This window comes from Massilia frigida (assembly GCF_011682175.1).
Lineage (GTDB): Bacteria > Pseudomonadota > Gammaproteobacteria > Burkholderiales > Burkholderiaceae_D > Telluria_A > Telluria_A frigida.
Genome location: NZ_WHJG01000061.1, coordinates 1 through 12,615, shown reverse-complemented (window position 1 = coordinate 12,615; position 12,615 = coordinate 1). Strand labels below are relative to the sequence as shown.

Below are 12,615 nucleotides of genomic sequence, written 5' to 3'. Positions count from 1 at the left end.
CTATTTGCTGCCGTAGCGGATGCCGGCAAACACCTGTCGGCCGGCGGTGGCGTAATTGCGCGCCGTTTCATACTGTTTGCCGGCGGCGTTGTTCAACCGTAGCACGGCTGACCAGTCAGGTGCAAAGCGATATTCGCCAAACAGGTTCACCAGCCCGTATCCAGGCAGCGTGTTGCGGTTGGCCAGGTCATCGAAGCGCTTGCCGGATAACTGTACCCCCGCGCCGGCGGTCAGCGCGCCGGCGCTGTATTCGATGGCAAACTTGGCGTGGCGTTTGGCGCGCCGCTGCAGGCTTTTGCCGGTGGTGTCATCGCGCGGGTCTTGCAGGTCGAGCGAGCCGCTCATGTCGAAGGCGCCCATGCGGGTGCGTGCGCCAAGGCTGATGCCCTCCAGGGTGGCGCGGTTGACGTTGTACGCGCAGCCATATGGATGCGTATCCTGCTGGACCGGGCATATGCTGGTGTTGACCAAGAGGTCGGTCAGGCGGTTGCGGTACCAGACCGCGCTGGCTTGCGTCGTGCCATCGTTGAAATACACGCCGCCTTCGACGTTCTTGCCCTGTTCGGGCTTGTTGGCATCGACCCCGTAGCCCGGGTAGTACAGTTCATTGAAGGTCGGTGCGCGAAAGCTGGTGCCGGCGCTGGCGTTCAGGCGCAACGCGCGTGTCAGCTTGTAGCCGTAGCCGATGCCGCCGGTGACCTTGGCGCCGTACTGGGTGCTGTCGTCGCGGCGCGCGCTGGCGCTGGCCAGATGGTTGCCGCGCTTGAGCGAGTAGGCGGCGGCCACCGAATTGGCCGCGCGGCTGGTGTTCAAGGCGCGCGTGGTGTCGGCGTACACGTCTTCCACGCGGCGCTCCAGCACCAGTTGCAGCAGGTCGCTGCCGAGGGCGATGTCGTTCTGCATGCTGTAGGCGTGCAGGCGGGTATCGATGCGGTTGCTGCTCGTCGCACTGGAGAAGTTGACCGATTTGTCGTCTGCTTCGGATGCTTGCAGGCTCACTTTCCAGTTGGGCGTGATCTCGTGTGTCGAGTACACGGCGATGTTGTCCATGTTTTGCACGCTGCGCACGTCGAAGGGACCCGCGCCCGCATCGTACTGCGACTTCAAGTGGCTGTGCAGGTACAGCAGGCCCGCTTCGTGGCCCTTGGCCAGCACGATGCCCAGCTGGCCGGTGGCGCTGTCGCGCGCATAGCCGTCGTTGTCCTGGTTGTACGAGAAGTTGCCCGGTTTTGTCGTCGAGAAGCCGTCATCCTTGTCCTTCGACACACCAAAAGCGTAGCTGATGCTGTTCTCGCCTTCGCTGGCGCCGGCCACGCCGAATGCCATCGAGCGCGCCTTGTCGCTGCCCGCTTCCACGGCGGCCGTGACGGTTGGCGCACCGGCGCCGCGCCGGGTGAAAATCTGCACCACGCCGCCGATGGCGTCGGCGCCGTACATGGTGGCCAGCGGGCCGTAGACGATTTCGATGCGTTCGATGTTCGCCAGCGGCAGGGTGGCCCAGTTGGCGATGCCGATCGTGGACGAGCCAATGCGCACGCCGTCGACCAGCACCACGGTCTGTTTGGCGTCGCCGCCGCGAATGAATACCTGCGATGCGGCGCCCGGCCCGCCGTTACGCGTGATCTCGATGCCGCGCTGCTTTTGCAGCAGCTCGACGACGCTGCCCGCGCCCGAGCGCGCGATGTCGGTGGCGCTGATCAGCACATGGTCGCTCAGCACCTCGCTGGACGGCTGCGGCGCGCGCGTGGCGGTGATGACGACGGCGGCAACGGCCGTATCGGCGGCGCTGTCGGCCAGGGCATAAGGGGAAGTAAAAGCTAGCGCGAGCGACGTCAGGGCCGCGTGGCGTACAACAGGAAAGGTCATGACAAGTCTTCAGTGAATGCGATTGCGAGCAACCGGCCGACGTCCCCGTTGGCCAGATTGAAAAGAAACGCGCGGACCTGGCCGCACGCTTCCACCTGTTATGGCCGGTATCCGGGCTGGCAAATGCGGCCGTCTCACCTTCCCATGCCAAATGCACAGTGGTCAATCGAGGCGGCTCGTCGCCATGTCAGCGACATTTGCTTACCGTTGCGGGGGCAGCACACGTTGGCCTGTTGCAGGCTTCGTGTTTCCCAGTTTAACTGCGCTCATGGACATGGGCGCGGGCACCAAAACCCGATAATTATACACAGTCGATGATAACCGTCTCGCCGTAGGCGATGGCGTGGGGACGCTGCGCCGCTTCCAGCGCCATGGCTTCGGGACCCAGGCCGCGCGCGCGCGCCGACAGCAGGCGGATGGTGCCGGCGTGGCAGATGACGATGGCGCCGGGTGCTGGCACGCGCATGCGGTCGTCATAAAACGCGGACACGCGCCGCGCCATGTCGACCACGCTTTCGCCGCCGCCGGGGCGGTAGCCGGCCATGTCGGCGGCCCAGGCATCGACGCCGGCGCGGTCGATGTCGTCCCAGCGGCGCATTTCCCAGTCGCCGAAATCGAGTTCGGCCAGGCGCGTGTCATATCGCACCGCCGCGCCGCCCAAGGCGGCCGCCAGGCCGGCGCAGCGCCGCAGGGGGCTGGAAAACAGCGGCATGCCAGCGGGCAGGGTGGCGCGCAGGGCGGGCAGGGCCAGCGCCTGCATGTCGGGATCGACAGCGAGGTCGGTGCGCCCGTAGCACACGCCGGGCGCGACCTGCGGCGCCAGGTGGCGTACCAGGTACAGGCGCATCTCAGCCCCAGAGGCCGTGATGGAAAAACGCCAGCAGCGCCAGATAGATGAGCACTTCGGCCACCTGCTGCACGGCGCCCAGGCAGTCGCCGGTGTACCCACCGATGCGGCGCAGGCACTTGGCGCCCAGCCACCATGCCACCAGCGCGGCGCCGGTCACGCTGGCGAGCAGCGCAAGCCAGGGCAGCATGCCGGCCGTTGCCAGCGCCAGTGCGGGCACGCCGGCGCAGGCGCAGGCAATGCCGAATTCGCGGTTGCTCATGTGCTGGGCCATCGGCTTGGCCTTGCCCTCGGCGCGCGCATACTCCATTTCCCAGATCAGGCTTACTGCCGCAAGGCGCGACAGGGGATGGGCGATGAACAGCGCCGCGATGACGGCGGATGCGGGCAGAAACGACAGCAGGGTGCACTTGAGCACCACCGTCAGCCCCATGCCGACCGCGCCGTAGGTGCCGATGCGCGAGTCCTTCATGATCTCCAGCACCCGCTCGGTGCTCATGCCGCCGCCGAAGCCGTCGCACATGTCGGCCAGGCCGTCCTCGTGGAAGGCGCCGGTCAGGCAGATCGCCGCCGCCGTCGACAGCAGCACCGCCACTGGCGCCGGCCAGAGCCAGGCCGCACAGGCGTAGACCGCTGCGGCCACGCTGGCCACGACCACGCCGACCAGCGGAAAATAGCGCGACGCGTGGTGCAGCCAGGACGGGTCGAATCCGACCCAGCCCGGAATCGGCACCCGCGTGAAAAATTGCAACGCGATGAAGAACAGCCGGCACTGGTGGACGATGCTGGCCATGGCCTGGAACTTACGCCGACTGGCCGCTGACGCGCGCCGACTGGAAGGTGGCCATCTCGCCGAGGAAGTTGACGGCCGCGTGCAGCAGCGGCAGCGCCAGCGCGCAGCCGGTGCCTTCGCCGAGGCGCAGGCCGAGGTTGAGCAGTGGCTTGGCCTTGAGGTGATCGAGCATGCGCGCGTGCCCCGCTTCGTCCGAACAGTGCGAAAATACGCAGTAATCGAGGATGGCCGGCTGCAGGCGCGCCGCCACCAGCAGCGCGCTGCTGACGATGAAGCCGTCGATCAGCAGCACCATGCGCCGTTCGGCCGCCTTGAGCATGGCGCCAACGATCATGGCGATCTCGAAGCCGCCGAAGGTGGCCAGGATGTCGAGCGGCTCGCTCATCTCGCCATGCAGGGCGACCGCCGCCTCGATCACGTGTTGCTTGTGCAGCACGCCCGCGGGCGACAAACCCGTGCCGGCGCCGACGCAGTCAGCGACGGCCACGCCGGTCAGCTTGTGCATCAGGGCGGCGGCGGCGGTGGTGTTGCCTATGCCCATTTCGCCGAAGCCGATCACATTGCCTTCGAGGTTGCCGACGATGCGCATGCCGTGCGCCAGGGCGGCCGCGCATTCGGCCCAGCTCATGGCCGGCTGCTGCGCGAAATTGGCGGTGCCGCGTCCGACCTTGCAGTCCATCAGGGCCGCGCGTCTGCCGAAGTCGTGGTTCACGCCGGCGTCGATGATTTGCAGCGCGCAGCCGTTCTGGCGCGCGAACACGTTGATGGCCGCGCCCGTGGCGAGGAAGTTCTCGACCATCTGCCAGGTCACGCTTTGCGGATAGGCGGAGATGCCTTCGGCCACCACGCCGTGATCGGCCGCGAACACGAGGATGGCCGGCTTGTGCAGCGCGGCTTTGGTCGTTTGCTGGATCAGGCCGATCTGCCGGGCCAGCGTTTCGAGCGCGCCCAGGCTGCCCAGCGGCTTGGTCTTGTTGTCGATCGCTTGGGTCAGCTCGCTGGCCAGCAGTGGGTCGTGGGTGGAAAGTATGTCAGGGAGGCGCATCGTGGAGAGAGATAAGAAAGTGTCAAGAAATTTCCGCGCTAAGATAGCACACTCACGCTGCGGCGTTTCTGCAAGACCAGCGTACGGCGGCAAAGTGCGTCACAATTGGCCTGTGAATGTTGTCGTTTCATACAAAAGATTTTGTTAAAAAATAGGAAGAACATGAACGAGCAGGTTGCCCGGGACGTGGTGCTGGTGCGCTCCGTCGAAACAATGGATGGCAAGCATGAGGTACTCAGCGACGACGATCGCCTGTATGCCAGCCGCAGCGCGCGCGAACTGGCGCAGTGGCAGGCGTCCGACAGCAAGGCGGAGGTCACGAACGAGCATTTCTTGCAGCAGCGCGCCGAGCAGATCCTCAAGCGCCTGGGCGAGCGCACGCCCGCCTTTGCGGCCCTTGCGCGGCGGCGTGGCGGGTTCAAGGCGCTGTCGCTGGGCTTGCCGCTGCTGGCGCTGGTGCTCGGCGCCGGGGTCGACCGGATTGGCAATCCGCACCGGGTCGACTTGCTGTCGGCGCCGCTGCTGGCGATTATCGGCTGGAATGTCGCGGTGTATCTGCTGTTGCTGGCCTGGCTGTTCGTGCCCGCGCGCAAGAACGGCTGGGTCTCGCCAGCCTTGCTGCGCCGCTTGAGCGGGGCGCAATTGTCGCTGCCGCGCAAGTTGCCGCATGTACTGGCGGCCGCGCTGACCGATTTCAGCCTGCAATGGACCGAGCTGAGCGCCAAGCTGACGCAGGCGCGCCTGGCGCGCACCATGCATCTGGCCGCCGCCATGTTCGCCATGGGCGCGATCCTGTCGCTGTACGCGCGCGGTTTTCTGTCCGAATATGTGGCCGGCTGGGAAAGCACCTTCCTGGGCGCCGGGCAGGTGCATGCCATCCTGTCGGTCCTGTTCGCGCCGGCCGTGGCGCTGTTGCCGCTGGACGGTTTCAGCGTCGCCGATATCGAGGCCTTGCATTTTTCGCGCACGCCGAGCGGGGCGGGCGGGGCCAGATGGGTACATTTATATGGCGCGACCTTGCTGCTGCTGGCGGTGCTGCCGCGCCTGATCCTGGCCGGCGTGGCGCACTGGCGCGCGCAGCGCATGCACAACAGGTTTCCGCTGGACCTGGAACAACCGTATTTCCGCAAACTGAACGGCGAGGCCGGCACCGCCGCGCCGGCCGTGCTGCGCGTGCTGCCGTACAGCTTTACGCTCGACGAGGTGCGCGACAAGGGGCTCTCGCAGGTAGCGCTCGCCCTGTTCGGCGAACAGGCCCGGGTGATGCTGCGCCCGTCTTCCGGCTATGGCGAAGAAGCGGTCGACTCCCTGCGCGACCTGAGCTTGGACGATCCGAACGTGACGGCCACCGCCGTGCTGTTCAGCCTGGCCGCGACGCCGGAGAAGGAAAACCAGGGCGCTTTTCTCGATCATCTGGTGCGCTCGTCCAGGCGCGGCATTGCCGTGCTGATCGATGAGTCGGCGCTGGTCGAGCGCAGCGTCGCACAGGCCGGGGACGATGTGCGGCTGGCCGAGCGCATCGCGCTGTGGCAACAGTTCTGTCATTTCCACCGCGCCCCGGCGACCATCGTCAACCTGCTCGATCCGGAGCGCCGCCCGCTGGAGTCCGGCGCCGGACTTAGTTTATCGAAGGCATCATGAGCGACACTCCTGTCCCTATCCAGTTTGCGCTGATTTCGCATACCAACAACGGCAAGACTACCCTGGCGCGCACGCTGGTCGGGGTGGACGTGGGCGAGGTGCGCGATGCCGCCCACGTGACCATCTTCGCCGAATCGCACCTGCTGCTCAAGACAAACGAGGGCGATACCCTGCAACTGTGGGATACCCCCGGCTTCGGCGATTCGGTGCGCCTGTTCAAGCGCCTGGCCATGTCGGGCAATCCGATCGGCTGGTTCCTGCGCGAAGTGCTGGACCGTTACCGCGACCGTCCGTTCTGGCTCAGCCAGCAAGCGCTGCGCACCGCGCGTGATGAAGCGGACGTGGTGCTGTACCTGGTCAACTCGTCCGAACATCCGCGCGATGCCGGGTATATGCCGGCCGAAATGCGCATCCTGGAGTGGCTCGGGAAACCGGTGGTGGTGCTGCTCAACCAGCTGGGGCCGCCGCGTCCCGCGCATGACGAGCAGGAAGAACAGACGCGCTGGAAACAGCATCTGGACCAGTACAAGATCGTGCGCGACGTGCTGGCGCTGGATGCCTTCGCCCGCTGCTGGGTGCATGAGCGCGTCTTTTACGAGGCGGTCGGCAAGCTGGTCGACGAGTCCAAGCGGGCCGGATACGCGCGCCTGTTTGCGCTGTGGGAAGCGAACAACCGCGCGCGTTTCGAGGAGGCGATGCGGATCACCGGCGCGCAGCTGGCCGGCGCGGCGCGCGACAGCGAACCGGTCGAGGCGGATGAAAAGACTTTCCTCAAATCGGCCATGAAAGTGGTGGGCCTGGGCAAGAACGACCAGCAGCGGCAGGATCGCGCCATGGGGGTGCTGATCGACCGGCTCAACCAGAACATTGCCACCACCACCGGGCGCCTGCTGGCGCTGCACAAGCTCGATCCGAGCGAGGCGCCCAAGATCAACGCGCGCGTGAGCAAGAATTTTACCGTGCGCGCCCCGGTCGACCGGGCCCAGGCGGGGCTGCTGGGAGCGGTGGTGTCGGGCGCGGCGACCGGCTTGTCGGCCGATCTGATGGCGGGCGGATTGACGTTCGGGGCGGGGGCATTGCTGGGCGGCGTGGTGGGCGCGCTGACGGCGGCCGGGGCGGCCTGGGGTTTTAACACCAGCACCGACCGCAACCGCACCACGATGCAGTTCGCTGACGACTTCCTGCAAACCTTGCTGGTCGGTAGCATCTTGCGTTATCTGGCAGTGGCGCACTTCGGGCGCGGACGCGGCAACTTCGTCGAAGGCGAAGCGCCGGCGTTCTGGCAGGCCGAGGTGGAAAGCGCAGTGGCGCGGGAGGCCGGGAAGCTCGCCGGGCTGTGGCAGGCGCTGCGCGAGGAGGGCGAGGCCGGCAAGGCGGCCGCCGATGTCGAGGCAATCGCGACGACGGTGGCGCGCGCGACCCTGGCGAAGCTGTATCCGGGGCCGGCCTGAGCGCGCGCGGGGCAGTCAGTCCGGCACGACGGTGAACTCGACAATCAGGACGCCGGGTAGCGGACGCCGGGTAGCGGACGCCGGGTACCGGACGCCGGGTACCGGGTAAGCATCGCCATGATGCCCTGTCCCGGGATGCGCTAGCCCTGACCAGCTTCCGCCATGCCCTTTCCCGGCAAATCAGAATACGTACTGGGCACTTACGCCCGCCAGCCAGTTGCGCTGCGGCGCGGCTTCATAAAAGCGTTTGTTGGCGTCTCCGACGATGACCGATCCCACATGGCGGCGGTCGCTCAGGTTATTGAGCCGCACAAACTGTTTCAGGCGCCATCCGCCGAATGCCTGTTTTGCCTGGAAGCGCGCGTTGAGAATCGCGTAGCCCGGTGCGGCGATGTCGGCGTTGGCGTCGTCGGCATATACCTTGCCGCTGGCGATGGTTTCCAGCGCCGCGCCGAAGCCATCGTCGCTGCTCTTCCATGCCAGCTCGCCGAACAGATTGGCCTTGGGCACGCCGGGCAAGCGGTTGCCGGCCGCGACGTTGCCGAATCCCTGTTGGTAGGTGGCGTTCAAGGCTGTCAACGCCAGGCGTGCGCTGAATCCTGCGCCGAAGTTGCTGTCCAGCGAGACTTCGGCGCCCTTGCGCAGGGTTTCGCTGGCATTGCGGTAACTGGTGCGCCCGCCGCCAGCAATATCGACCACCAGCTCGTCACTGGTTTTGACGTGGAACAAGGCGCCGTTGATGCGCGTATTGCTACTGATATAGGCTTTCACGCCCGCTTCCACATGGGTGCTGGTGGCGGGCTTGAGCGCGAAATTGAAGCCGGCGCCGGCGCCAGAATAGAACAGCTCGTTCAAGGTCGGCGTCTCGAAGCCGCGCGCCGCGCTGGCATATACATTGATGGTCGGCGAGATTTTGTATAAGGCGCCGAGCATGGGCGTTGTGTGGCGGTAGCTGACGCCGCCGCTGTCGTTGCCGTTGCTAACAAAACGGTCGTCCACCGATACCTTCATGCGGCTGTGGCGCAGGCCGGCGGTCAACACCCAGTCGCCGCCTTGCCATTCGGATTGAACGTAGGGGTCAAAGCTGGACACGGTGTTGCTTTCATCGCGGCGCAGCTTGCCCTGCAAGCCGAACTGGTTGCCGACGAAATTCTCGTAGCCCTGGCGCTGGTCGCTGGAGCGGCCGTAATCGATGCCGATGGTGGTGCTCAGCTTGCCGCCAGCCATGCTGCGCACGCTGAGCCAGTTGATGTCCGCGCCGTAAAAGTCGCGGTCGAAATCGACCACGCCGCCCGATTGGCTGGCCGGCGTCTGGACGAATTTCGAGAAGGCCTGGTACTGGATGACCTGGCGATTGCCGCCGTACACCATCGCACGCACGCGGTCGTCGCCCAGGCGCTGCTCGAAGGCGGCGCCTACTTGTTTGTGGTCAATGCTTTTGCGCGTGTTGTAGCGATCTGCAATGCTGCGCTTGGGCGTCTGTGTATCGGTGGCATCGGTTTCGCCGGCACGCGGGTCGCGCTGGTAGGTGGCCCAGGTGACGCCGAGCGGATCTTGCGTGTCGTCCTGGCTCAGGGCGCTGGCGGTGAGGGTCAGCTTGCTGGTGCTGGTCGGCGCCAGGGTCAGCTTGGCGAAGCCCTGGTCGCGCGTGGCGGCGCTGTGCGCGCGGTAGCCATCGGTCTCGAAGCGGGAGGTGTCGATCACGTAGCCGATGCCGTTGGCCTCTCCTTGCGCGTTGACGTCCACCTTGCGCGTGCTGTTGCTGCCGCCGATGACGCTGCCTTCGACGCTGGGTCGGCCCTGGCCGTCGCGCGTGAACAGCTGGACCGTGCCGCCGGAATGGTTGCCGTAGATGGCGGAGAAGGGGCCGCGCAGCACTTCGATGCGTTCGGCCATGTCGAGGTTGAAGGTTGCCGCTTGTCCCTGTCCGTCGGGCATGGTTGCAGGGATGCCGTCGGCAATCAGGCGCACGCCACGCACGCCGAAGGCGGAACGGGCGCCGAAGCCGCGCGAGGAAATCTGCAAGTCCTGCGCGTAATTCTGGCGATTCTGGGCCACCAGGCCGGGTACCGCGCTGAGCGATTCCGATGCGTTGACGCGCAGCTGGCCGTCGCGGATGCGGGCGGCGTCGAGCACATCGATGGCTGCCGGCAGGTCGAAACTGCCATGTTCGACCCGGCTTCCGCTGATGACGACCACATCGGCCAATGGCGCGCTGGCGGGCGCATCGGCGGCCGCTGCCATTCCTGCCGCGCTCAGGGCAAACAAAGTGGCGATGTCGTTCAGTCGAAACGGGTGCTGCTTCATGGGTTCTCCGGTGGATTTTTGGCGTCGGTACGCAATATACGCGGGCCGCCCGGATCCTGCAGCGAGCATGCGGGACCCGGCCGTCTAATGTGCGCCATAGCACCAATGAAAGGACTAGCCTGTGGGCAGCTATTGATAGTTTCTTTGCGTTTGCGCAGGCACTCCTATTGATCTGCGTCTATGCTGAGATTCCCGGTATATAACCATAGAGGAAGAGGAAGACATGAATCTCGCAGACATCAGCAAGCTGGGCGTGGCCAACCCATTCAAGCAACGCTACGACAATTACATTGGTGGAAAATTTGTTGCGCCAGTCAAAGGCGAATATTTCGGCAACGTCACGCCGATCACCGGGCAGGTCTTCTGCGAGATCGCGCGCTCGAGTGCGGAAGATATCGAGCTGGCGCTCGATGCCGCGCATGCCGCCAGGGAAGCATGGGGTAAAACGTCGCAGGGCGAGCGCGCGAATATCCTCAATAAAATTGCCGACCGCATGGAGCAGAACCTCAGCCTGCTGGCCACCGCGGAGACCATCGACAACGGCAAGCCCATCCGCGAGACGACGGCGGCCGACATTCCGCTGGCCATCGATCACTTCCGCTACTTTGCCGGATGCATCCGCGCGCAGGAAGGATCGGTCGCGCAGATCGATCACGAGACGTATGCATATCACTTCCATGAGCCGCTCGGCGTGGTGGGGCAAATCATCCCGTGGAATTTTCCGATCCTGATGGCCGTGTGGAAGCTGGCGCCGGCGCTGGCTGCGGGCAATTGCGTCGTCTTGAAGCCGGCCGAGCAGACGCCTGCCTCGATCATGGTGCTCATCGAGCTGATCGGCGACCTGTTGCCGCCTGGCGTGCTTAATATTGTCAACGGTTACGGGCTGGAAGCGGGCAAGCCGCTGGCCTCCAGCAAGCGCATCGCCAAGATTGCCTTCACGGGCGAGACCGCTACCGGCCGCCTGATCATGCAATACGCGGCGCAAAACCTGATTCCGGTCACGCTGGAACTGGGCGGCAAGTCGCCGAATATCTTCTTTGCCGATGTGATGGACGCGGACGACGCGTTTTTCGACAAATGCCTGGAAGGCTTTGCCATGTTCGCGCTGAACCAGGGCGAGGTGTGCACCTGTCCGTCGCGCGTGCTGATCCAGGAATCCATTTACGACAAATTCATTGCCCGCGCCTTGGAGCGGGTGGCGGCGATCAAGCAGGGTAATCCCCTCGATGCGTCGACCATGATCGGCGCGCAGGCGTCGCAGGAGCAGTTGGAGAAAATCCTCTCGTATCTCGACATCGGCAAGCAGGAGGGGGCGCAACTGCTCACCGGCGGCGCGCGCAATATGCAGGCGGGCGAGATGGAAGGCGGGTATTACGTGCAGCCGACCGTGTTCAAGGGCGATAACAAGATGCGCATCTTCCAGGAAGAGATTTTCGGTCCGGTGGTGTCGGTGACGACCTTTACCGACGAAGCCGATGCCCTGCGCATTGCGAACGATACGCTGTATGGACTCGGCGCCGGGCTGTGGACACGGGACGGTTCGCGTGCCTTCCGCGTGGGCCGCGCCATCGAGGCGGGGCGCGTATGGACCAATTGCTACCACCTGTATCCGGCCCATGCCGCGTTCGGCGGGTATAAGCAATCGGGCATCGGGCGCGAAAATCACAAGATGATGCTCGATCACTACCAGAAGACCAAGAACCTGCTGGTCAGCTACAACCCGAACGCAATGGGCTTCTTTTAACCGCATGGGAGTGCCGCATGGGTGACGCGCTATCACGCGTGGTCGCAACCGATGCCGCGGGCGCAATGATCGACGAATTGCGCGCGCGGCATGGGCCGGTCATGTTCTTTCAGTCGGGCGGGTGCTGCGATGGCAGCGCCCCGATGTGCTATCCGGACGGTGAATTCAATATCAGCGATACCGATGTGTACCTGGGGGACCTGCACGGCGGCGCCTTCTATATGGGCCGGGAGCAATTCGCCTACTGGGAGCACACGCAGCTGATCATCGACGTGGTCTCCGGGAATGGCGGCATGTTCTCTCTGGACAATGGGACGGGACGCCGCTTCCTGACGCGCTCCCGGCTCTTCACTGACGATGAGTTCAACGCGCTGCCAGCTGTGAAGGAGGGGCCGCGCGACACATAAATACGTGTATTGGTGAGCAGGACGTCGCCCGCGCGCGACGAAAGTGTGGCCTTTCAGAAAGCCCTTGCCAGCGTGGGGAGGGCTTTGCTATAGTTCGCCTCCCCGCTGAAAGGGTTAACGAAATCAAGTAGTTAGCAGGCAGTTGGGAGCGTCCCGAAAGAGACGCGGTAGCAAAGAAGGGGTTGACGAGAAACGCGAAACGCTGCATAATCTCACCTCTCTGCTGCAACGAACACAACGCTTCGTAGCAAACGGCAGAAGTAGTACAGAATAAGTTCTTTAACAATTAACAGTCGATAAGTGTGGGCGTTTGATGAAGGTGCCAACGAAGCGCAAGCGACGTTGAATACTTAAATTATCAAATGTTCACAAAAAAGAAACACGGCTCATCGAAAGATGAGCTTGTCAGTATTTTGAGTGAGCGATCTGTCCGCAAGGACATTAAACAGAGATTGAACTGAAGAGTTTGATCCTGGCTCAGATTGAACGCTGGCGGCATGCCTTACACATGCAA

9 protein-coding genes and 1 riboswitch are annotated in these 12,615 nt (G+C 64.4%); of the genes, 4 read left to right on the top strand and 5 right to left on the bottom strand.

The genetic code is table 11. The features are described from left to right. The 4 genes from F2P44_RS31940 to cobT form a co-directional block, all read right to left on the bottom strand. On the bottom strand, positions 1-1,866 hold the full coding sequence (locus F2P44_RS31940; RefSeq protein WP_167093732.1) for a TonB-dependent receptor plug domain-containing protein: 1,866 nt from the start codon (positions 1,864-1,866) through the stop codon (positions 1-3). Between the two features lie 85 nt (positions 1,867-1,951). Beyond that, positions 1,952-2,173, bottom strand: a riboswitch (cobalamin riboswitch). Then, the gene (locus F2P44_RS31935; RefSeq protein WP_167093730.1) at positions 2,168-2,713 is read right to left on the bottom strand and encodes a histidine phosphatase family protein; all 546 of its coding nucleotides are present in this window, start codon (positions 2,711-2,713) and stop codon (positions 2,168-2,170) included. (Overlaps the previous riboswitch by 6 nt.) 1 nt (position 2,714) lies before the next feature. Further along, a complete protein-coding gene (locus F2P44_RS31930) occupies positions 2,715-3,506 on the bottom strand; it encodes an adenosylcobinamide-GDP ribazoletransferase (protein WP_167093728.1) in 792 nt (263 codons plus the stop codon). A 10-nt stretch (positions 3,507-3,516) separates the two neighbouring features. Continuing rightward, positions 3,517-4,551 carry a nicotinate-nucleotide--dimethylbenzimidazole phosphoribosyltransferase gene (gene cobT / locus F2P44_RS31925; protein ID WP_167093726.1) on the bottom strand — a complete coding sequence of 345 codons (1,035 nt, stop codon included), beginning with the start codon at positions 4,549-4,551 and terminating at the stop codon, positions 3,517-3,519. Positions 4,552-4,713: 162 nt separating this feature from the next. Here cobT and F2P44_RS31920 point away from each other — a divergent pair, with 162 nt between their 5' ends. Continuing rightward, positions 4,714-6,192: a DUF2868 domain-containing protein gene (locus F2P44_RS31920; RefSeq protein WP_167093724.1), complete on the top strand. Its 1,479-nt coding sequence runs from the start codon at positions 4,714-4,716 to the stop codon at positions 6,190-6,192. Then, positions 6,189-7,643 carry a DUF3482 domain-containing protein gene (locus tag F2P44_RS31915; RefSeq protein WP_167093722.1) on the top strand — a complete coding sequence of 485 codons (1,455 nt, stop codon included), beginning with the start codon at positions 6,189-6,191 and terminating at the stop codon, positions 7,641-7,643. Before F2P44_RS31920 ends, F2P44_RS31915 begins: the two co-directional genes overlap by 4 nt. Positions 7,644-7,823: 180 nt before the next feature. Here the strand turns inward: F2P44_RS31915 and F2P44_RS31910 are convergent, their stop codons facing one another. Beyond that, the gene (locus F2P44_RS31910) at positions 7,824-9,950 is read right to left on the bottom strand and encodes a TonB-dependent receptor family protein (protein ID WP_167093720.1); all 2,127 of its coding nucleotides are present in this window, start codon (positions 9,948-9,950) and stop codon (positions 7,824-7,826) included. A 223-nt stretch (positions 9,951-10,173) separates the two neighbouring features. On the opposite strand from F2P44_RS31910, the gene adh reads away from it, so the two are divergent. Both adh and F2P44_RS31900 read left to right on the top strand, forming a co-directional pair. Then, positions 10,174-11,694, top strand: a complete 1,521-nt coding sequence (adh, locus tag F2P44_RS31905; RefSeq protein ID WP_167093718.1) for an aldehyde dehydrogenase — start codon at positions 10,174-10,176, stop codon at positions 11,692-11,694. Positions 11,695-11,711: 17 nt separating this feature from the next. Next, positions 11,712-12,101 carry a DUF779 domain-containing protein gene (locus tag F2P44_RS31900; RefSeq protein WP_167093716.1) on the top strand — a complete coding sequence of 130 codons (390 nt, stop codon included), beginning with the start codon at positions 11,712-11,714 and terminating at the stop codon, positions 12,099-12,101. The last annotated feature ends 514 nt before the right edge of the window (positions 12,102-12,615 follow it).